This window comes from Streptomyces pilosus, from assembly GCF_014649835.1.
GTDB classification, from domain to species: domain Bacteria; phylum Actinomycetota; class Actinomycetes; order Streptomycetales; family Streptomycetaceae; genus Streptomyces; species Streptomyces pilosus.
The window spans coordinates 1-19,710 of the sequence record NZ_BMTU01000011.1; the positions used below are offsets into that span (position 1 = coordinate 1).

The window sequence follows — 19,710 nt, forward strand, 5'->3', positions numbered from 1 at the left end:
GGAACGGACGCTTCCTTTGTACTCACCCTCTCGGGCTTTCCTCCGGGCGCTTCCCTTCGGTGTTTCCAACTCTACCAGCGTTTTTCCGACTCCCTGACCACCGTTCTGCGGACATGCAGAAAGTGACCCCGAGATAGGATCTGACAAGTTGGATTGCTGCCGGGCGAGGACCCTGTCGCGTCGCTCATCCCCAAGCAGGAGTTCAACTCTACACGGGGTCGCGGACCGCGTGCAAATCGATTAGGGTCTGGTGGTCTAGACCTCTTGTCCAGACCGCCAGACCCGGAGCTGTCCCCCGTAACCGGTACGTCATATGACATACGCTGCTGAACAGTGCGCCGGAGACAGACAGTGACGGCACTCGTACAGATCCACTCCCTGGGAGGCTTCCCATGACCACCGTGACGTCCCCGCTCGCAGGACGGGCCATCGGCCTGGAGTCCGTGCCCGATCCCGTCTTCTCCGGGGCCATGGTCGGCCCGGGTACGGCGATCGACCCCGTACGGGAGCCCTCCGAGGCCGTCTCCCCCGTCGACGGCGTGATCGTCTCCCTGCACCCGCACGCGTTCGTCGTCGTCGACGACAGCGGACACGGTGTGCTCACCCACCTCGGCATCGACACCGTTCAGCTCAACGGCGAGGGCTTCGAGCTGCTCGTCGGCAAGGGGGACACCGTGAGGCGCGGTCAGAGCATCGTGCGCTGGGACCCTGCCGCCGTCGAGGCCGCCGGCAAGTCCCCGGTGTGCCCGGTGGTGGCGCTGGAGGCCACCGCGGACGCCCTCTCCGAGCTGCGGGACAGCGGCGACGTGAAGGCCGGTGACAGTCTCTTCCTCTGGAAGTGACACGCCGTCCCCGGACGGCCATGTGGACAACCAACGCGGCGGCTCCTCCCGCCGCACTAGCGGAGACGGGTGAGATGGAGACAACGCTGCGAGGCGTCGGTGTCAGTCACGGAGTGGCGATCGGCGAGGTCCGGCACATGGGTACGGCCGTGCTCGAACCGCCGGCCAAGCAGATCCCCCCGCAGGACGCGGAGCGCGAGCAGGGCCGCGCCCGCCAGGCCGTGGAGGCCGTGGCCGCCGACCTGACAGCCCGCGGGAACCTCGCCGGGGGCGAGGCCCAGGCGGTGCTCGAAGCACAGGCGCTGATGGCCCAGGACCCCGAGCTGATGGCCGACGTGGAACGACGGATCGCCGTCGGCAGCACGGCCGAGCGTGCCGTGTACGACGCCTTCGCCTCGTACCGCGAGCTGCTGGCGAACGCCGGGGAGTACCTGGCGGGGCGGGTGGCCGACCTCGACGACGTGCGCAACCGCATCGTCGCCCGGCTGCTCGGGGTGCCGATGCCCGGTGTGCCGGACAGCGACGAGCCGTACGTGCTGGTGGCCCGTGATCTCGCGCCCGCGGACACCGCGCTGCTGGACCCCACCCTGGTGCTCGGCTTCGTCACCGAGGAGGGCGGGCCCACCAGTCACAGCGCCATCCTGGCCCGCGCCCTCGGCGTCCCGGCCGTCGTCGCGCTGCCGGGTGCGGGCGAACTCGCCGAAGGCACGCTCATAGCGGTCGACGGCAGCACCGGCGAGATCTTCGTCGACCCGAGCGACGAGAAGAAGGCACAGCTGGAGGCCGCCGCGGCCCAGCGCAAGGCGGCGCTCGCGGCGTCGACCGGGCCCGGCGCGACCGCCGACGGTCACAAGGTGCCGCTGCTGGCCAACATCGGCGGTCCCGCCGACGTGGCCGCGGCCGTCGAGGCGGGGGCCGAGGGCGTCGGTCTGTTCCGTACCGAGTTCCTGTTCCTGGACGACAGCAAGAACGCCCCCACGGAGGAGAAGCAGGTCACGGCGTACCGTCAGGTGCTCGAGGCGTTCCCCGAGGGCCGGGTCGTGGTGCGCGTGCTGGACGCGGGCGCGGACAAGCCGCTGGACTTCCTGACTCCGGCGGACGAGCCGAACCCGGCCCTGGGCGTCCGCGGTCTGCGCACCCTGCTGGACCATCCCGAGGTGCTGCGCACCCAGCTGACGGCTTTGGCCAGGGCCGCGGAGGGGCTGCCCGTGCACCTCGAGGTGATGGCCCCGATGGTGGCGGACCGTGCCGATGCCAAGGCCTTCGCGGACGCCTGCCGGGAGGCCGGGCTGCGCGCGAAGTTCGGCGCGATGGTCGAGATCCCGTCGGCGGCGCTGCGGGCTCGCTCCATCCTGCGGGAGGTGGAGTTCCTGTCGCTGGGCACGAACGACCTCGCGCAGTACACGTTCGCCGCGGACCGTCAGGTGGGTGCCGTCTCGCGGCTCCAGGACCCCTGGCAGCCCGCGCTGCTCGACCTGGTGGCGCTGTCCGCCGAGGCGGCGCGGGCCGAGGGCAGGAGCTGCGGTGTCTGCGGTGAGGCCGCCTCCGATCCGCTGCTCGCGTGTGTGCTGACCGGTCTGGGTGTCACCTCCCTCTCCATGGGTGCGGCGTCCATTCCGTATGTGCGGGCGTCGCTGGCGAAGTTCACGCTGGCGCAGTGCGAGCGGGCCGCGGCGGCGGCCCGGGCCGCCGACAGTGCCGAGGACGCCCGCAACGCCGCGCAGGCGGTGCTGTCGGGCGAGTAGCCGGCCGCGGCCCGCTGTCCCGGAGGGGGCGACCCACCCGAGGTGGGGCGCCCCCTCCGGTGTGTCGGGCTCAGTGGCGGTGGGCCCCGCCGGGGCCGTCCTCCTCCCCCAGGTCGGGGGCCTCGCAGTAGTCGACGTCGGACTCCGGGGCGATGAGGTCCCCGGACTCGGCGTCGGTGCAGTAGGCGTCGAAGACCTCTCCGGCCGTGAGGGCCTCCAGACGGTGGGCGCGCAGGCGCCAGCCGTGGACCCGGTCGGGGACGCCGGGCCTGCTGATCCGCATGACCAGGCCGCCGGGGCCGGCGGTGGCGAGGCCGACGGCCAGGACGGCGGTGAACTCGAGGCCCTCGGACTCGTCGGCTTCCGTGCGGCCGGTGGTGTCGTCGGTGTGCAGGGCCGCGACGAGGGTCTCGGGCGGCCCGGAGACGCTGCACACGAGGTGGCGTTCGCCGGGCGGCGCCGTGTCCAGGATGCGCGCGAGGAGGTGGGAGGCGCGGGCGAAGGCGGCGCGGCCCAGGTCCTCACCGCAGGAGGCGCAGGGTCCGAGACGGGCGAGGAGCGTGGCCGCGTACTCCCAGGTGGCCTGGCGGACGGCCTCGTCGACGAGGGTGGGCAGGAGGTCGGCCAGCGGCCGGCCGTCGTAGGGGACGGCCGGTCCGGTGGTGGCGAGGGCGGCCGCGAACCGGGAGCGGCTGGTGTGGCTGTCGGGGTCCAGGCCCGTGCTCGCGCAGAACTCCGCGTAGTCCGCGGGGTCGAAGAGGGTGACGGTGGTGTGGCTGCCCTGCCGTGCGCGTGTCCTGAGGAGGGCCTCCAGGTGTTCGAGGTAGGTGGTGTGGTCGTCGAAGGCGAAGCTGGTGTAGCGCCGCATGGCGCGGAAGTCGTGTTCGTCGGTCAGCACGCCGATGGTGGCGGCGATCTCCCGGCGCAGGTCGCGTCGCAGGGTGCGGTGGTCGGTGTACGTCATGTCTCCCCCTCGGACAGTCGCTCGATGCTCACTCAACGTAACCGGCGGCACTGACAACGGGTCGGCGGGAGGTGGGGGGCGGGCCCGGAGGCCCGCCTGTCCGGGACGTTCAGCCGCGCTTGCGGGCGAGCTCTTCGTAGAAGGCGAGGAGGCCGAGGTCGTCGATGGAGCCGGGGTTGACCGCCTTGTCCAGGGGGGTGCCCTGGAGGAGGCGCTTGACGGGGACCTCGATGCGTTTGCCGGTGAGGGTGTGCGGGACTCCGGGCACCTCGATGACCTCGTCGGGGACGTGGCGCGGGGAGAGCTGTTCGCGGATGGTCCGTTTGATGCGGTTCAGGAGGTCGTCGTCCAGGGTGGCGCCGGGGGCGAGGTGGACGAAGAGGGGCATCCAGTAGCCGCCGTCGGGCTGTTCGACGCCGATGACGAGGGACTCCCTGATCTCGGGGAGGCGTTCCACGGCCTCGTAGATGTCGGCCGAGCCCATGCGGACACCCTGGCGGTTGAGCGTGGAGTCGGAACGGCCGTGGATGACGACCGATCCCCTCGAGGTGATGGTGATCCAGTCGCCGTGGCGCCAGACGCCGGGGTAGGTGTCGAAGTAGCTGTCGTGGTAGCGGCTGCCGTCGGGGTCGTTCCAGAAGTGGATCGGCATGGACGGCATCGGGTTGGTGACGACGAGCTCGCCGACCTCGTCGGTCAGGGGCTTCCCGCCGGGGTCCCAGGACTGCAGGTCGGTGCCCAGGCCGGGGGCCTGGAGCTCGCCGACGTGGACGGGCAGGGTGGGTACGGCTCCGGCGAAGCAGGAGCACACGTCCGTGCCGCCGCTGACGGAGGCGATCCACAGGTCGTCGCGGACCTCGTCGTGCAGCCAGCGGAAGCCGTCGGGGGGCAGGGGCGATCCGGTGGTCGCGACGCAGCCGACCGCGGAGAGGTCGAAGTCCCGGGCGGGGTGCACGCCGGCCTTGCGGCAGGCCATGACGTACGCGGCGGAGGTGCCGTAGAGGGTCGCTCCGGTGCGTTCCGCGATGCGCCACTGGGCGCCCGTGTCGGGGTAGCCCGGGCTGCCGTCGTACAGGACGATCGTCGTTCCGGTCAGGAGGCCGGAGACGAGGAAGTTCCACATCATCCAGCCGGTCGAGGTGTACCAGAAGAAGCGGTCCTCGGGGCCCAGGTCGCAGTGGAGTCCGAGTTGCTTGAGGTGTTCGACGAGGATGCCGCCCTGGGACTGGACGATCGCCTTGGGCAGTCCGGTGGTGCCGGAGGAGTAGAGCACCCACAGCGGGTGGTCGAAGGGGACCTGCTCGAAGACCGGTTCGGTGTCCGCGGAGGTGAGGGCCGACCAGTCGAGGGCTCCGTCCGGGGCCTCGGTGCCGAGCAGGGGGATGTGCACGACGGCGCGGAGGGTCGGCAGTTCGCGGCGGAGTTCGGCGACCACGTCGCGGCGGTCGTGTTCCCTGCCGCCGTAACGGTAGCCGTCGACGGTGAACAGCACGACGGGTTCGACCTGCTGGAAGCGGTCGAGGACGCTGCGGGCGCCGAAGTCGGGGGCGCAGGACGTCCAGACGCCGCCCACGGCGGCGGTGGCGAGGAGGGCGACGACCGCCTGCGGGACGTTCGGCAGGTAGCCGCTGACCCGGTCGCCGGGCCGGACGCCGAGGGTGCGCAGCTCGGCGGCGAGGGAGCCGACCTGGCGGCGCAGCTCGGCCCAGGTGACGGGGCTCGGGTCGTGGGTCTCGTCCACGTACAGCAGAGCGGGTTCGTCCGCGCGGGAGCCGGCGGCCCGCAGGGCGTGCTCGGCGTAGTTCAGGGTCGCTCCGGGGAACCACTGGGCGCCGGGCATGGAGCGGTCGCCCAGGACGCGTGCGTACGGCGTCGAGAAGCGGACGTCGAACCACTCCGTGACGGCTTTCCAGAAGGTTTCCAGCTCGTCGACGGACCATCGGTGCAGTGCCGCGTAGCCGCCTTCGGCGGGCGCGTCGTGGTGTTCGGCGGCCCATGCCTGGAACGCGGTGATCCGTGCTCGGGCGATACGTTCCGGATCCGGCTGCCAGAGCGGCTGGGGGTTCTCGGTCGACATGGGGGCTCCCGGACTGTGCGCGTCGTGTGCGTCCTCCGCGCACGGGCTGGGGTGTGCGCGTGACGCGGCTGACAGGGACGATGCCATGTGATCGACTTCCGCACCAGGGTGTCCCCCACACAGTCCGTGTCGTGAAGATGTGGTCCGATCATGGGTGAACGGGAGTTGAACGACGCCCTCGCCGGGCGTGAGCGATGACAGGGTGAGCACCATGGACGGTCGTGACCTGGTGCGTTCGGTGAGGTGGGTCGGTTCGGCGGGGGCGGCTCAGGGGTTGCGGACCGTACGGGCGGCGTGGCGCAGGTGGCGGGCGGACGCCGGGGGGCTGCCGGCGCGGGGGCCGGTGCGGGCGCGGGTGCCCGGGGCCGTGCGGGAGGTGGAGCCGGGGCCCGGCGGGGGCCTGATCCGGTTCAGCCGTTCGGAGCTGCGGATCCTCGTCGCGGTGAACGGGGCCGTCTTCTGGGGCTGGGACGGCGCGGCTCCCGAACCGTCGTACGCGCTGGCGGGCCGCTGTCCCGATCCGGATCCGCGGGCCGTGCTGGAGCCGCACAAGGACGGTGGCTGGCGGGTGGTCGCCGAGCGGGTGACGGTCGTGGTCTCGCGGCTCGGCGCGGTGGAGGTGCTCACCCCGGGAGGAGTGGCGCTGCGGCGGGATCTGCCGCCGCGCTGGTGGGAGCCGGCCGGCGGTGGCCCGGCCGGGTGGATGCTGCGGTCGGAGGTGCCGGCGGACGCCCGGTTCTTCGGTCTCGGGGGCCGTGTGCCGGGTCCCCGGCTGCGGGACGGCGGGTACCGGCTGTGGAACACCGGGCACGGTCGTGGCCCGGGACGTGCCGGTGATCCGTGGTCCGTCACCATGCCGGCGCAGGTGGTGGTGGCCGACGCGGGCACCCATCTGGTGTTCCACGACAACACCTGGGACGGCACGGTGACGCTGCGGGAGGGCGAGGAGGGGGACGGTTCCGGGCACGACCTGGCCGGGACGAGCGAGCTGAGGATGGACGGCGGCCCGCTGCGGTGCTGGGTGATGGTGGGTACTCCCGCGCGGGTGCTGCTGACCTGGGCGTCGCTCACCGGCGCGCCGGCGCTGCCACCGGCCTGGGCGCTCGGTCATCAGCACGCCGTGTGGGGCGGTGGAGGTGAGGAGGAGGTGCGCCGGGTGGTGGCGGGCCACCGGGAGCACGGGCTGCCGCTGGACGCCGTGCACCTCGGCGCCGGCCACCTCGCCTCCCGGGAGGTGTTCACCGTCGACGCGGAGCTCTTCCCGAAGCTGCCGGACCTCACGGAGGAGCTGCGGCGCGAGGGGATCGGGCTGGTATCGGTCGTCGCTCCCGGTGTCGGGGAGGTGCCCGGCGGCCCGGTGTCCGGGAGCGGGGTGGCGGGTGACGTCTACGTGCGGGACGCCTCCGGGGAGGTGGTGCGCGGTGTCTCGTGGTCCGGGGAGGCGGTGTATCCGGACTTCACCCGCGCGCGGGTGCGTGAGTGGTGGGGCGGGTTGTGCGCGGAGGGGCGGGCGCGGGGGTTCGCGGGCTTCTGGCACGCCCTGGACGAACCGACGTCGTTCGCGGCCTTCGGGGAGCAGACGCTGCCGCGGTCGGCCCGGCACGCGCTGGACGGGAGGGGCGGTGATCACCGCGAGGCGCACAACGTGTACGGCCTGTGCATGGCGCGGGCCGCGTACGAGGGTCTGCGCGCACACCTGCCCGGGGAGCGCCCGTTCGTGCTGGCGGGCTCCGGGTGGGCCGGTGCGCAGCGGTACGGAGGAGTCCGGTCGGGCGGGGCGGAGGAGGGCTGGCGGGGGTTGCGCGCGTCACTGGCGCTGGTGCTGGGGCTGGGGCTGTGCGGGGTGCCGTACTCGGGCACGGACGTCGGTCTCGGCGACGGGACGCGGTCGCCGGAGCTGTTCCTGCGCCGGCTCCAGCTGGGGGCGTACCTGCCGTTGTTCCGCACGTGCGCCGGCCCGGGTTCGGTGGGCGGGGGGCCGTGGGAGTCGGGGGCGGAGGTCCTGGGACAGGTGCGCGGGGTGCTCGTGGAACGCCGGCGGCTGCTGCCGTACTTCGTGACGCTGGCGCATCTGGCCCGGCGTACCGGGGCGCCCTGTGTGCGGCCGTTGTGGTGGGCGGCGCCGGAGGACCGCGCGCTGCGTGACTGCGAGGACGCGTTCCTGCTCGGCGACGGTCTGCTGGTGGCGCCGGTGCTCGGTCCCGGGGTGGAGCGGCGGGCCGTCCGGCTGCCGCGCGGGCGGTGGTACGACACGGCGACGGGCCGGGCGTACGAGGGTCCGTCTAGCGTGCAGGCCGAGGCGCCCCCGGGCCGGATCCCGGTGTTCGCCCGGGCGGGGGCGGTTCTCCCGGTGCGGGGGGACGACGGCGGTACGGAGCTCGAGGTGTGGGCACCCGCCCGGGGTCGGACCGGGGGCGGGCTGTTCGTGCCGGACGCCGGTGACGGGTGGGAGGAGCCGGAGATCGAGCGGTACGCGGTCCGCTGGTCGGGCGGGCGGGTCGTGGTCGAGCGGGAGGGCGGGGACGGTGCCGGCGGGCCCGGCCGGCCGGTGCGGGTGCGCGGGCTGGGGTCCGGCGGGGGTCAGATGTAGCGGCCCTCGAACCAGGCGCGCACGGCCAGGGTGTGCAGGGGGAAGGCGAGTTCCTCGGGGCGGCGGAGCAGGTGCCGGTCCTCGGTCTCGTCGGTGGGTGTGAAGGGCGGCAGGTCCCGGGCGGGCCGTTCGGGCAGGAGACCGAAGAGCAGCAGGTGTCCGTGGGGGGAGCTCATGGCGTCGGCGAGGCGGACGTCGCGGCTCTCCGCCTCGATGCCGGTCTCTTCCCGCAGTTCCCGTACGACGGCCCGGCGCCAGTCCTCCCGGTGGTCGATGAAGCCGCCGGGCAGGGCCGTGCGGCCGCGCGCGGGGGCGATGGACCGGGTGATGACGACCAGGGCGGTGCCGTGGGTGTCGTGGACGGGCTGGAGGGCCACCGCGACCGGGAGGGGGTTGCGGTAGGCGACGGCACCGCAGGCCGGGCAGGTGCGGGGCCAGCCGGAGACGCCCTCCCCGTAGGGGGCACCGCAGCTCGAACAGTGGGAGTCCGGCACGGAGTTGGGGACCGGGGCGAGGGTTTCGGACACGCGCGGGACTGTATCCGATCAGGGCGGGGGCGTCTCCGGCAGGTGGGTCAGCGGTGACCGGCGAGCGATCCGCGGGACACCGGGAAGTCGAAGTAGGTGTCGGGGTGGGTCTCGGGCTTGAAGGTGAAGTGCCACCATTCCTCGGCGAGGTTCACGAACCCGAGGCCCTCCAGGGTGTTCTTGAGCAGCAGCCGGTTGGCGCGCTGTTCGCCCCCGATGCGCGGGTCGAGGGTGTGGCTGAGGGTGTCGAAGCAGTCGTAGCCGGTGCCCATGTCCACGGAACTGTCGGGGGACCGTTCGTCCTTGGGCGCGAAGCAGGGGGCCGGGGGCCGTCCGGGGTGGTGGGGGCGGGCCGGCCGGACGGGGAGCTTCACGAGGGTGAGGTCCACGGTGGAGCCGCGGCTGTGGCCGGACTTCTCCGCGATGTAGCCGTCGGCGAACAGCCGGCTCTTGTCGACGTTCGGGTAGTACTCGGCCTTCGTCCTGACGTCGCCGAGGTCCTCGGCCCAGCGCACGAAGTGGTCCACCGCGCGTTGGGGCCGGTAGCAGTCGTACACCTTGAGGGAGTAGCCCTGGCGCAGCAGGGTGCGCTGCGCGCTGTGCAGTGCCCGGGCGGCGGGCCGGGTGAGGATGCACAGCGGCTGCCGGTAGCCGTCGACGCGCTCGCCGACGAAGTTGTGCCGGGTGAAGTAGCGGATGTCCTGGATGATCGTCGGGTCCACGGCGTGCAGCGTCACGAAGTCGCGGGGCGCCGTGGGTTCGGGCTCCGCCCGGGCGGGGGCGGACGCGGCGGTCGCGGTGAGCAGGGCGGCGAGGGCGGTGGCCAGACCTCGTGCCACGGTGGTGAGTCGTGTCATGTCCCCTGCGTCTATCAGGTGCGGCGGTTCCGGGGAAGGACGTGGCCGGCAACCGTGCCGCCGGCGACCCCGGCGGGGTGCGGGCCGTGTCCGCCGTCTCCTCAGGTGGTGACCGCCCGCCGCCGCGAGGACCGGGCCATCGCGTGCTGGACGACGCCGATCAGGGCCTCCTTGACCGATTCCCGGTCCCGCGCGTCGCACATCACCAGCGGTACGTGGTCGTCGAGGTCGAGGGCGCGGCGGACGTCGTCCACCGGGTACCGGGCGGCGCCCTCGAAGCAGTTGACGCCGACGAGGAAGGGAATGGAGCGCCGCTCGAAGTAGTCGATGGCGGCGAAGCAGTCCTCCAGGCGCCGGGTGTCGGCGAGGACGACCGCGCCGAGGGCGCCCTCGGACAGTTCGTCCCACATGAACCAGAACCGCTCCTGGCCGGGCGTGCCGAACAGGTACAGCACCAGGTCCTCCCGGAGGGTGATCCGGCCGAAGTCCATGGCCACGGTCGTGGTGCCCTTGGCCTCCACACCGCTGGTGTCGTCGACCGGGCGGCCCGCCTCGGTGAGCAGTTCCTCGGTGCGCAGCGGCCTGATCTCGCTGACCGCGCCCACCAGCGTGGTCTTGCCCACGCCGAAGCCGCCGGCCACCAGGATCTTGAGCGTGACGGGCTCGACCGGGGGCTTGCCGCGCTCAGTACGCCCGAAGATCATCGGATTCTTCTCCTGCTCGATGGGGTTCGGGCGGCGGGCCGTATCCCCCGCCGCCGGGGGTCTCGATGACGAGTACGTCGTCGGCTCCGACGTCCGTCGAGTCGCTGCCGGCGAGCCGGGTGACCGTACCGTCCGCTCGTTCGACCCGGCCGGCGCCCCGTGCCCCCGGTGCCCCTCCCGCCATGCCGTACGGGGGGACCCGGCGGTGCTGGGACAGCGTGGAGACGGTCATGGGTTCCAGGAAGCGGATGCGGCGCACGGCTCCGTCTCCGCCGCGCCACCGTCCGGCGCCTCCGCTGCCGGGGCGCACCGAGAACTCCTCCAGCCGGACGGGCAGGCGCCACTCCAGGACCTCGGGGTCGGTGAGCCGTGAGTTGGTCATGTGGGTCTGCACCACGGACGCGCCGTCGAAGCCGTCACCGGCGCCCGAACCGGAGGCGACGGTCTCGTAGTACTGGTGACGCGCGTTGCCGAAGGTGACGTTGTTCATGGTGCCGGAGCCCTCCGCCTGGACGCCGAGGGCGGCGTAGAGGGCGCCGGTGACGGCCTGGGAGGTCTCCACGTTGCCCGCCACGACGGCGGCCGGCGGTACCGGCGACAGCAGGGAGCCGGGCGGGACGACGATCCTCAGCGGGCGCAGACAGCCGTCGTTGAGCGGGATGTCGTCGGCGACCAGGGTGCGGAAGACGTACAGCACGGCCGCGTGGACGACCGAGACGGGGGCGTTGAAGTTGGTGGGCAGCTGGGCGGAGGTGCCGGTGAAGTCGATGGTCGCGGTCCGGTGCGCGCGGTCCACCCGGACGCGCACGCGGATGACGGCGCCCGAGTCGGTCTCGTAGGCGTACTCGCCGTCGTCCAGGACGTCGACGACGCGGCGCACCGCCTCTTCGGCGTTGTCCTGGACGTGCCGCATGTAGGCCTGGACGACGTCGAGTCCGAAGTGTTCGATCATGCGGCCGACTTCGTCGACGCCCTTGCGGTTGGCGGCGATCTGGGCGCGCAGGTCGGCGAGGTTGGTCCCGGGGTCCCGGGACGGGTGGGGGGCCTCGGTGAGGAGGCGGAGGGTCTCCTCCTCCCGGAAGCGGCCGTCCTCGGTGAGCAGCCAGTTGTCGAAGAGGACGCCCTCCTCCTCGATGGTGCGGCTGCCGGCCGGCATGGAGCCGGGGGCGATGCCGCCGATCTCGGCGTGGTGGCCCCGGGAGGCGACGTAGAAGAGGACCCCGCTGTCCCCGGTGGCGTCCGCGGCGTCCGTGCCGAAGACCGGGGTGATCACGGTGACGTCGGGCAGGTGGGTGCCGCCGTGGTAGGGGTCGTTGACGGCGTAGGTGTCCCCGGGACGCATGGTCCGGGCGCGCCGCCGGATGACCTCCTTGACGCCGGTGCCCATGGAGCCCAGGTGGACGGGGATGTGCGGGGCGTTGGCCACCAGGTTTCCGTCGGGGTCGAAGAGGGCGCAGGAGAAGTCCAGGCGCTCCTTGATGTTGACGGACTGGGCGGTGGACTCGAGGCGGGCGCCCATCTGTTCGGCGATGGACATGAAGAGGTTGTTGAAGATCTCCAGCAGGACCGGGTCGGCTTCCGTGCCGGCGTCGGAACCCCGTGTCACCGCGGCGCGCTCCATGACCAGATGCCCGTCGTCCCTCGCCGCGGCCCGCCAGCCGTCGTCGACGACGGTCGTCGCGCCGGACTCGGTGATGATCGCCGGGCCGGTGACGGTGGCGCCGGCGGGCAGGTCCTCCCGGCGGTGGAGCGGTGCCTCGCGCCAGGTGCCGCCGGTGTGGAGGCGGACGGTGAGCGGGTCGGGGGTGCTCCGCCCGGGGGCGGCACCGCACGGTGCGAGGGCGGAGAGATCGGGGGGTTCCGTGCGGCCGGTCGCTTCGACGGAGAGCGCTTCGACGACGATCGGACGGTCGAGCGTGAAGGAGTAGGTGGCGCGGTGACGTGTCTCGAAGGCGCGCCGCATCGTCCCGGGCCCGGTCAGTTCGACGGTGAGGGTGGTGTCGGTGCCGTCGTAGCGGAGCTGGGCGCGGCGGGTGACCTCGATGCGCTCCTCGGGGACGTGCTCGGCGCGCAGTTCGGCCCGGGCCGCCTTCTCCAGGTCGTCGGCCGCCCTGTGGACGGCGGGCATCGCGGCGGGTTCGAGGGGGGCCTCGACGGAGCGTTCCCGCATGGCGGTGGTGTCGGCGAGGCCGATGCCGAGTGCGGACAGGACGCCCGCCATGGGCGGGACGAGGACGGTGCGGATGCCCAGGGAGTCGGCGACCATGCACGCGTGCTGGCCGCCCGCCCCGCCGAAGGTGGTGAGGGCGTACCGGGTGATGTCGTGGCCCTTCTGCACGGAGATCCGCTTCACCGCTGCGGCGATGCCGGCGACGGCGATCCGCAGGTAGCCCTCGGCGACCTGTTCGGGGGTGCGGTCGTCGCCGGTGCGGTGGTGGATCTCGCGGGCGAGGGCGGTGAAGCGGTCGCGGACGACCTCGCCGTCCAGCGGCTGGTCGCCGTCCGGGCCGAAGACGGCGGGGAAGTGGGCGGGCTGGATCCGGCCGAGCATGACGTTGGCGTCGGTGACCGCGAGCGGGCCGCCGCGCCGGTAGCAGGCGGGGCCCGGGTCCGCGCCCGCCGAGTCCGGTCCCACCCGGTAGCGGGAGCCGTCGAAGTGGAGGACGGAGCCGCCGCCCGCGGCGACCGTGTGGATGTCGAGCATCGGCGCGCGCAGCCGGACCCCGGCGAGCCTGGTGGTGAAGACGCGTTCGTACTCGCCCGCGAAGTGCGAGACGTCGGTGGAGGTGCCGCCCATGTCGAAGCCGATGACGCGGTCGAAGCCGGCGAGCTGGGACATGCGTGCCATGCCGACGATGCCGCCGGCGGGCCCGGACAGGATGGCGTCCTTGCCGCGGAACCGGCCGGCCTCGGTGAGTCCGCCGTTCGACTGCATGAACATCAGCCGCACGTTCTCCAGTTCGTCGGCGACGTGGCGGACGTAGCGGCGCAGGACGGGCGAGAGGTAGGCGTCGACCACGGCGGTGTCGCCGCGCGGGACGAGCTTCATCAGCGGGCTGACCTCGCTGGACAGCGAGATCTGCGGGAAGCCGGTGCGGGCGGCGAGCTCGCCGATGCGCTGTTCGTGGGCGGGGTGGAGGTGGCTGTGCATGCAGACCACGGCGACCGCGCGGATCCCGTCGTCCCAGGCCCGTCGCAGCGCTGGGGCGAGGGCGTCCAGGTCGGGGGCGCGCAGGACGGTGCCGTCGGCGGCGACGCGCTCGTCCACCTCGACGACCCGTTCGTACAGCAGCTCGGGCAGGTCGATGCGGCGGGCGAAGATGCGGGGGCGGTTCTGGTAGGCGATGCGCAGGGCGTCGCGGAAGCCCCGGGTGACGACCAGCAGGGTGCGTTCGCCCTTGCGTTCGAGCAGGGCGTTGGTGGCGACCGTGGTGCCCATGCGCACGCCGTCGACGGGGTCGTCCGACCCGCCGAGCAGGGTGCGGACGCCGAGGACCGCCGCGTCCGTGCTCGGGCCCGCACGGTCCGGGGCCGGGTTGTCGGACAGCACCTTGTGGGTGAGGAGCCGGCCGTCGGGGCGCCGCGCGACGATGTCGGTGAAGGTGCCGCCCCGGTCGACCCAGAACTGCCAGCCTGCCACGTCAGTACTCCGCTTCCGCGCCGGTCACAGCGCCCGGAGGCCGTTGATCACGTCGCGCAGAATACTCTCGTCCGGCAGTTCCGCCGGCGGTACGGGCCGGTTCACATGGACGAATTCGCCGTCCACGAGGTCTCCCACGAGGACCCGGACCACTCCGACGGGCAGATCGAGTCCGGCGGCGAGTTCGGCGACCGTCGACGAGGTGTCACGGCACAGCCGAACGATGTCCACGTGCTCCGGGGAGAGGGTGGGATCGTCCTCCGGATCGTCCGCGTACGGTTCCGTGACGACCACCGCGATCAGGTCGAGGCGGTGCTGGGCCGCACTGGTGGTGCGGCCCCGCGTCATGGCGTACGGACGGACGACCGGCCCGGCCTCGTCGTCGAACCAGTGGCTTCTGTCCTGACCGTCAGCGCTCATGTCCTCTCACTACCCGCCCGAGGGCAGATCGGTGCGCGGTGCGGCGCCCAGGTGCACGCCCACCCGCTTCACGAGGAGCGTCATCTCGTAGGCGACCTGCCCGACGTCGGAGTCGGCGTCCGCGAGGACGGCGAGGCAGCTGCCGTCGCCGGCGGCGGTCACGAACAGGAACGCCTCGTCGAGTTCGACGACGGTCTGGCGGACGTCACCGGCCTCGAAGTGGCGGCCCACGCCCTTGGCGAGGCTGTGGAAGCCGGAGGCGACGGCGGCCAGGTGCTCGCTGTCCTCCCGGGTCAGGTCCTTCGACGCGCCGGTGGGCAGGCCGTCGCCGGAGAGCACGATCGCCTTGCGGATGCTGGCGACGCGGTCGACCAGGTCGTCGAGGAGCCAGTTCAGCTCCCCCTTGTCGGTCTCGGTGTGGCCGGTGGCCCTCGGTGCGGTCATCGACCGTCCCCCTTAGTCGTTCGTCGTGGTGCCGTGCCGCGGCCGGTCTCGTCGCCGTCGGCGTTCTCCTCGCGGCCGCGCTGCCAGCCGCGCTGGAGCGAGGCCATGCGGCTGCGTACTTCGTCCGCGTCCCGTTCGACGGGCCGGGGCCGGTCCGCGTTCCGCGGTCCGGTGCCGCGCTTGAGCTGCGGGGCCAGGCTGGCCTGCCGTACCCGGCGGGGCAGTGATCCGCCGTCCGGCTGCTCAGCGGGGCCGCCGGTCCCGTCCTGCGGCGGGGAGGAGTCGTCGGGCCCGCTCGTCGCGATCGCGGGGCGGCGGGCGCCCCGGGGCGGGCCGGCGGGCGGCTCGCCCGCCGGAGTGCCGCTCCGTCCGGCGCCGCCGGCCGCGGGGCGGGCACGGTCCGCGGTACGACGGCGGGCGGGCAGGGGCGGTGGTGTCTCCGCGTCCTTCTCCCCGTGCCCGGGACCCGGGGCCGGCCGTTCGGTGCGGCGGCGGGCGGGCAGCGGGGCGAGGGGTTCCGGGTCCGGACGGCCGGGTTCCCGGCGTCCGGCGGCGTTCTCGCCGCGGCGCCGGGAGGGCGGCGCGGGCGCTGCCTCCAGTTCGGGGCGGCCGGGCCGTGCGGTCTTCTTCTCCCCGTCGCCGCGCTCGGCACGCGCACCCTGGTCGCGGACGGGGCGGCCGTGGGAGCTGACCAGCTTGGGGGTGGGTCTGCGGGTGAGAGGAACCGGAGCGTCCGCCGGTTCGCCGGTGTCCCGCGCGGCGCCCGGAGCCGGGAGGTGGGACTCGTGGCCGCGGCCGGGCCGCTCGTCCCCGGCCAGGGAGCCACGGGGGCGGAAGAGGCCGCCGTCCTCGTCGTCCAGGGTGCTGGGGAAGCCGGTGAGGGCGTCCAGGTCCACGGGGGCTTCCAGTTCGACCGGTCCGTCCAGCACCGAGGCGGGCAGCCGGGGCAGTGGGACGGGCACCTGGGACAGCGCGGCGCGGCGGCTCTCCTCGGGCTCCTTGTCCGTGGCGCGGTGGGGCCGGTCGAGGCGGAAGCCGACACCGTTGGTGTCGGGGACCTCGTCCGTCAGCAGCGCGTCGGGGATGAAGACGACCGCCGTGGTCCCGCCGTACGGGGAGGGCTGGAGGGAGACCCGGACGTTCTGGCGCCGGGCGAGACGGCTGACGACGAACAGGCCGAGCCGGTCGGTGTCGGAGAGTTCGAACTCCGGGGTCTCGGCGAGCCGGAGGTTGGCGTCCAGGAGCGCGTCGGCCGCCATGCCGAGCCCGCGGTCGTGGATCTCCAGGGTGAAGCCGTTGGCCACCCGCTCGCCCACGACCTGCACGGCGGTGTGCGGCGGGGAGAACACCGTGGCGTTCTCCAGCAGTTCGGCCACCAGGTGGGTGAGGTCGGCGACGGCCGGGCCGGTGACGGCGACCCTGGGCAGCCGGCGGACCTCGACGCGCTCGTAGTCCTCCACCTCGGCGACGGCGGCGCGTACGACGTCCATGAGCTGGACGGGCTTGCGCCACTGCCGGGAGGGCGCGGCGCCGGAGAGGATCACCAGGCCCTCGGCGTGGCGGCGCATACGGGTGGTGAGGTGGTCCAGCCGGAAGAGGTCGGCGAGCTCCTCGGTGTCCTCGGTCCGGCGCTCCATGGTGTCCAGCAGGGTGAGCTGCTTGTGCAGCAGCACCTGGCTGCGGCGGGCGAGGTTGACGAACACCTCGGAGACGCCGGCGCGCAGTTCGGCCTGTTTGACGGCGGCCTCCACGGCGGCGCGCTGGAGGGTGTTGAGGGCCTGGCCGACCTCTCCCATCTCGTTCTTGTCGTACTCCAGGCGCGGGACCTCGGTCTCCACGTCGACCTGTTCGCCGGCCGAGAGGCGGCGCATCACGCCGGGCAGCCGCACGCCGGACGCCTCGTGCGCCTCCAGGCGCAGCTTCCGCAGGTCGCGGATGAGGCCGCGGCCGACGCGTACGGAGAGGAACAGGGAGACCAGGAGGGCGATCAGCCCGAGGACGCCGACGACGACGGCCTGGGCGATGACGCCCATGGCGACCGGGCGGACCCGGTCCTGGTAGCGGTCGGTGGCCTCGTCGTTGAGGGTGCCGAGCTCGGCGAGCACGTTGCCGGCGGCGGTGTCCCAGCTCTTCGCGGTGACCCCGCGGGGCGGCCCGCTGCCGGAGGAGACGGCGGCCTCCTCGCCCACGCGCAGCGGTGCGGACGCGGCGTTCTTCCAGAACGTCTCGTAGCGGTCGCGTTCGTCGGCGGGCAGCTCCGGCAGGCCGGCGTCGTACAGGAGGGTGCGCTGGGCGACGAGGTCGGAGATGTCGCGCACCTCGGCGCGGGAGAGCCTGCCGACGATCAGTGCGGAGCCGAGGAGGGCGTCCTCGCGGGAGAGCAGTTCGCGGGCGCGCGCGAGGCTGACGAGGGCGCGGTACTGCTTGTCCAGTTCGACGTCGTCCACCACGTGCAGACTGGCGAGCAGCACGTAGCAGGGGTCGATCAGCCGGTTGTAGAGGTCGAGGGCCTGGGCGCGGCCGACGGTGCCGTCCTCGACGCTGCGGCGGAGTGACTCGATGCCCTTGAAGGACTCCAGGACCGCGCTCAGTTCGCTGGAGTCGTCGTGCATGGCCTCGCGCACCCGGTCGTCGTCCGCGCTGCCGCGGACGACGGCGACGGCCTTGTCGGTGGCGGCGCGGCTGCGCCGCAGTGCGGCGAGTCCGTCGGAGGCACGGGGGTCGGCGAGGTGGACGAGGGTCTGGCGGCGCTCCTGCTGGAGGACGCGCACGGTGTCCTCGACGGGGTAGCCGACCTCCTCCATCACCGACGACACGTCGGACAGGTGACTTGCCTCGCGGCCCGTGAGCACCGTGGTGAAGGCCCAGATCGTCGTCAGGGACACCAGCGGCACGAGAAGCAGCGCCACGATCTTCCGGCGGATGGACTTCCCGCGAAAGCGCATGGCCTCCCCCAGCTCGGCCCCCGGACGTCCGGGGGTACACATGTGCGTCAACAAACGGCGCGAGCCTACTACCGCTGCCGGGGCAACTCGAAGACCCGTCCGGAAGCTGTACTTCCGTACCGGTGGCGGGAGATGGGCAATTGTCGGCTCATTGCGGGAGATTGACTCCCGCGGAACGGGGCACGCGCCCTGTGCCTATCTCCCGTGCGGGCGGGCGGTGTTGGCCGATTTCTTTCCCGTTCGGGAATCTTCCCGTCGCGCCGTTCGTCCTTCTCTGTGGGAAATGGGGGCGGAATCGGCCACAGGAGCCGTGTCCCGTACCCGGGCGGCGTAAAACAGCGCAAGCCGGGCAGCCACTGAGGTGTCGGGTCTTCGGACACGGGCGAGCGGTCTGCTGGCGGTGGGGAGTGACACGTTGATGGGCACGGCGGAGCGGCGCGAGGCGCCCGAGGGCGACGCGGCGACACGGAAGGAGTCGCGGCCGGATGCCGGGGTGCCCGGCAACGGCACCCTCACGGCCGAGCGCGGGCCGGGCGCCGCGGCGGCCGCGCAGGGGGCCGCAGGAGCGGTCCAGGACGGTGCCGCCCCGGAGGCCGCGGAGGGAGCGGGCGAGTCCGGCGGTGCACGCGCGCAGGGCCCTTACCGGCCACTGTGGGTCGAGGGGCCGGCGCGCCGGCGCCGGCTGCCGGATCCGGTGCGGACGGCCGCCGTGCGGGCGGTGCTCGTCATCTCGGTGACGATGATTCAGGCCATGGTGGCCTTCCTGTGCACGCTGGCCGGGTCCTGGCTGGCCTTTCCCATGGTCATCAGCAGCGTCGCCAGTACGATCCTGGCGACCTGGGCGGCGCTGGACGTGTGGGTGACCCGCCAGGTGTGGAACCAGCGCCACGGCGTGGTGTCCGTGCCCAGCAGCACGGCGCGCGCCCTGCGGCGCGAGCGGCGGCGCGCCCACCGTCAGGAGCGGTCCGCGCAGCGCGCCAGGGGACGCATACGCCGCAGCGGCGGGGCCGGACAGCTGTCCCACTCCTGACCCGGTCACGGTGACGGGGCCGCCGTCGGCGGACGCCGCCTCGGTAGGCTGAGGTTGTGCAGGGCGCGCCCCGGTGCGTCCTGCGCAACCACTTCGACGAGATGGTGAGAGCCCGACCATGACCCGCGCCGGGAGCGAGCCCGGGAAGAACGGCAAGGGTGCCGCGAGCGCCGTGCAGTCCGTCGACCGTGCCGTGAGCGTGCTGGAGATCCTCGCCCGGCGCGGCGAGGCGGGAGTTACGGAGGTCGCCGGCGAGCTGGGGGTGCACAAGTCGACGGCCTTCAGGCTGCTCGGCGTGCTGGAGAACCGCGGCCTGGTCGCCCAGGCCAGGGAACACGGCGCCTACCGCCTGGGGGCGGGTGTCCTGCGTCTGGCGGGGGCGGCCGCACTGCGGCTCGACATCTCCCAGGAGGGCGTCCCCGTCTGCCGGGAACTCGCGGACGAGCTCGGCGAAACCGTGAACATGGCGGTGGTGGACGAGGACGCGGCCGTCAACATCATGCAGGCCCGCGGCACGGCGGCGGTCACCGCACAGAACTGGCTCGGCAGACGCACACCGCTGCACGCCACCTCCAGCGGCAAGGTGTTCCTGGCCCATATGCCGCCCGCCCTGCGTGAGGACCGCCTCGCCCGCCCGTTGCCCCGGTTCACGGAGCGCACGGTCATCGACCCGCCGGCCCTGCGCGACGAGCTGGACGGGGTCCTCGAGCAGGGCTACGCGGTGACACGGGAGGAGCTGGAGCTCGGGCTGGCCGCGGTGGCCGCGCCGGTCCGCTCGCACGACGGGTCCGTGATCGCGGCGATCAGTGTCTCGGGGCCCGTGTACCGGCTGACCGCGGGGCGGCTGCCCCGGCTGGGCGGCCGGACCGCGGCGGCCGCGGCCGAACTGTCGCGGCGCATGGGCTACGGCTTCTGAGCCCGCCGC

At 73.3% G+C, this 19,710-nt stretch carries 14 protein-coding genes; 5 read left to right on the plus strand and 9 right to left on the minus strand.

What is annotated here, in order from left to right; all coding sequences use genetic code 11:
* The first annotated feature begins 392 nt into the window (after window positions 1-392).
* Window positions 393-842 carry a PTS sugar transporter subunit IIA gene (locus tag IE118_RS24255; protein WP_189560153.1) on the plus strand — a complete coding sequence of 150 codons (450 nt, stop codon included), beginning with the start codon at window positions 393-395 and terminating at the stop codon, window positions 840-842.
* A 74-nt stretch (window positions 843-916) separates the two neighbouring features.
* Window positions 917-2,587 carry a phosphoenolpyruvate--protein phosphotransferase gene (ptsP, locus tag IE118_RS24260; protein WP_189560154.1) on the plus strand — a complete coding sequence of 557 codons (1,671 nt, stop codon included), beginning with the start codon at window positions 917-919 and terminating at the stop codon, window positions 2,585-2,587.
* Window positions 2,588-2,657: 70 nt separating this feature from the next.
* Here the strand turns inward: ptsP and IE118_RS24265 are convergent, their stop codons facing one another.
* Together IE118_RS24265 and IE118_RS24270 are read right to left on the minus strand one after the other, a co-directional pair.
* The gene (locus IE118_RS24265) at window positions 2,658-3,551 is read right to left on the minus strand and encodes a DUF8829 domain-containing protein (RefSeq protein ID WP_189560155.1); all 894 of its coding nucleotides are present in this window, start codon (window positions 3,549-3,551) and stop codon (window positions 2,658-2,660) included.
* A 109-nt stretch (window positions 3,552-3,660) separates the two neighbouring features.
* A complete protein-coding gene (locus IE118_RS24270) occupies window positions 3,661-5,628 on the minus strand; it encodes an acetoacetate--CoA ligase (protein WP_189560156.1) in 1,968 nt (655 codons plus the stop codon).
* A 211-nt stretch (window positions 5,629-5,839) separates the two neighbouring features.
* Between IE118_RS24270 and IE118_RS24275 the strand changes: the two genes are divergently transcribed.
* Entirely contained in the window at window positions 5,840-8,218 is a 2,379-nt protein-coding gene (locus tag IE118_RS24275) for a glycoside hydrolase family 31 protein (protein ID WP_189560157.1), read from the plus strand.
* Here the strand turns inward: IE118_RS24275 and IE118_RS24280 are convergent.
* The 7 genes from IE118_RS24280 to IE118_RS24310 all read right to left on the minus strand — a co-directional run bounded on the left by IE118_RS24280 (window position 8,209) and on the right by IE118_RS24310 (window position 17,755).
* Window positions 8,209-8,745 (minus strand): NUDIX domain-containing protein, encoded by a 537-nt coding sequence (locus tag IE118_RS24280; protein ID WP_189560158.1) that lies wholly within the window; start codon window positions 8,743-8,745, stop codon window positions 8,209-8,211. The two genes, IE118_RS24275 and IE118_RS24280, sit on opposite strands and share 10 nt — an antisense overlap.
* A 47-nt stretch (window positions 8,746-8,792) precedes the next feature.
* A complete protein-coding gene (locus tag IE118_RS24285) occupies window positions 8,793-9,602 on the minus strand; it encodes a M15 family metallopeptidase (protein WP_189560159.1) in 810 nt (269 codons plus the stop codon).
* A gap of 101 nt (window positions 9,603-9,703) precedes the next feature.
* Window positions 9,704-10,306: a GTP-binding protein gene (locus IE118_RS24290; RefSeq protein WP_189560160.1), complete on the minus strand. Its 603-nt coding sequence runs from the start codon at window positions 10,304-10,306 to the stop codon at window positions 9,704-9,706.
* On the minus strand, window positions 10,287-13,946 hold the full coding sequence (locus IE118_RS24295; protein ID WP_189560161.1) for a hydantoinase B/oxoprolinase family protein: 3,660 nt from the start codon (window positions 13,944-13,946) through the stop codon (window positions 10,287-10,289). Before IE118_RS24295 ends, IE118_RS24290 begins: the two co-directional genes overlap by 20 nt.
* 24 nt (window positions 13,947-13,970) lie before the next feature.
* Window positions 13,971-14,366 carry a DUF742 domain-containing protein gene (locus tag IE118_RS24300; protein ID WP_189560162.1) on the minus strand — a complete coding sequence of 132 codons (396 nt, stop codon included), beginning with the start codon at window positions 14,364-14,366 and terminating at the stop codon, window positions 13,971-13,973.
* A gap of 9 nt (window positions 14,367-14,375) precedes the next feature.
* Window positions 14,376-14,810, minus strand: a complete 435-nt coding sequence (locus IE118_RS24305) for a roadblock/LC7 domain-containing protein (protein ID WP_189560163.1) — start codon at window positions 14,808-14,810, stop codon at window positions 14,376-14,378.
* Window positions 14,807-17,755, minus strand: a complete 2,949-nt coding sequence (locus IE118_RS24310; RefSeq protein WP_189560164.1) for a nitrate- and nitrite sensing domain-containing protein — start codon at window positions 17,753-17,755, stop codon at window positions 14,807-14,809. Before IE118_RS24310 ends, IE118_RS24305 begins: the two co-directional genes overlap by 4 nt.
* Before the next feature lie 418 nt (window positions 17,756-18,173).
* On the opposite strand from IE118_RS24310, the gene IE118_RS24315 reads away from it, so the two are divergent.
* Window positions 18,174-18,785, plus strand: a complete 612-nt coding sequence (locus tag IE118_RS24315; RefSeq protein ID WP_189560165.1) for a hypothetical protein — start codon at window positions 18,174-18,176, stop codon at window positions 18,783-18,785.
* Between the two features lie 118 nt (window positions 18,786-18,903).
* The gene (locus tag IE118_RS24320) at window positions 18,904-19,701 is read left to right on the plus strand and encodes an IclR family transcriptional regulator (RefSeq protein ID WP_189560166.1); all 798 of its coding nucleotides are present in this window, start codon (window positions 18,904-18,906) and stop codon (window positions 19,699-19,701) included.
* Window positions 19,702-19,710: the final 9 nt, after the last annotated feature.

Bases quoted from the DNA above. Each gene is read 5' to 3' on its own strand.
- IE118_RS24310 (WP_189560164.1), bottom strand. From the start codon at position 17,755: ATGCGCTTTCGCGGGAAGTCCATCCGCCGGAAGATCGTGGCGCTGCTT.
- IE118_RS24305 (WP_189560163.1), bottom strand. From the start codon at position 14,810: ATGACCGCACCGAGGGCCACCGGCCACACCGAGACCGACAAGGGGGAG.
- IE118_RS24265 (WP_189560155.1), bottom strand. From the start codon at position 3,551: ATGACGTACACCGACCACCGCACCCTGCGACGCGACCTGCGCCGGGAG.
- IE118_RS24290 (WP_189560160.1), bottom strand. From the start codon at position 10,306: ATGATCTTCGGGCGTACTGAGCGCGGCAAGCCCCCGGTCGAGCCCGTC.
- IE118_RS24285 (WP_189560159.1), bottom strand. From the start codon at position 9,602: ATGACACGACTCACCACCGTGGCACGAGGTCTGGCCACCGCCCTCGCC.
- IE118_RS24270 (WP_189560156.1), bottom strand. From the start codon at position 5,628: ATGTCGACCGAGAACCCCCAGCCGCTCTGGCAGCCGGATCCGGAACGT.
- IE118_RS24275 (WP_189560157.1), top strand. From the start codon at position 5,840: ATGGACGGTCGTGACCTGGTGCGTTCGGTGAGGTGGGTCGGTTCGGCG.
- IE118_RS24320 (WP_189560166.1), top strand. From the start codon at position 18,904: ATGACCCGCGCCGGGAGCGAGCCCGGGAAGAACGGCAAGGGTGCCGCG.
- IE118_RS24315 (WP_189560165.1), top strand. From the start codon at position 18,174: ATGGGCACGGCGGAGCGGCGCGAGGCGCCCGAGGGCGACGCGGCGACA.
- IE118_RS24255 (WP_189560153.1), top strand. From the start codon at position 393: ATGACCACCGTGACGTCCCCGCTCGCAGGACGGGCCATCGGCCTGGAG.
- IE118_RS24300 (WP_189560162.1), bottom strand. From the start codon at position 14,366: ATGAGCGCTGACGGTCAGGACAGAAGCCACTGGTTCGACGACGAGGCC.
- ptsP (WP_189560154.1), top strand. From the start codon at position 917: ATGGAGACAACGCTGCGAGGCGTCGGTGTCAGTCACGGAGTGGCGATC.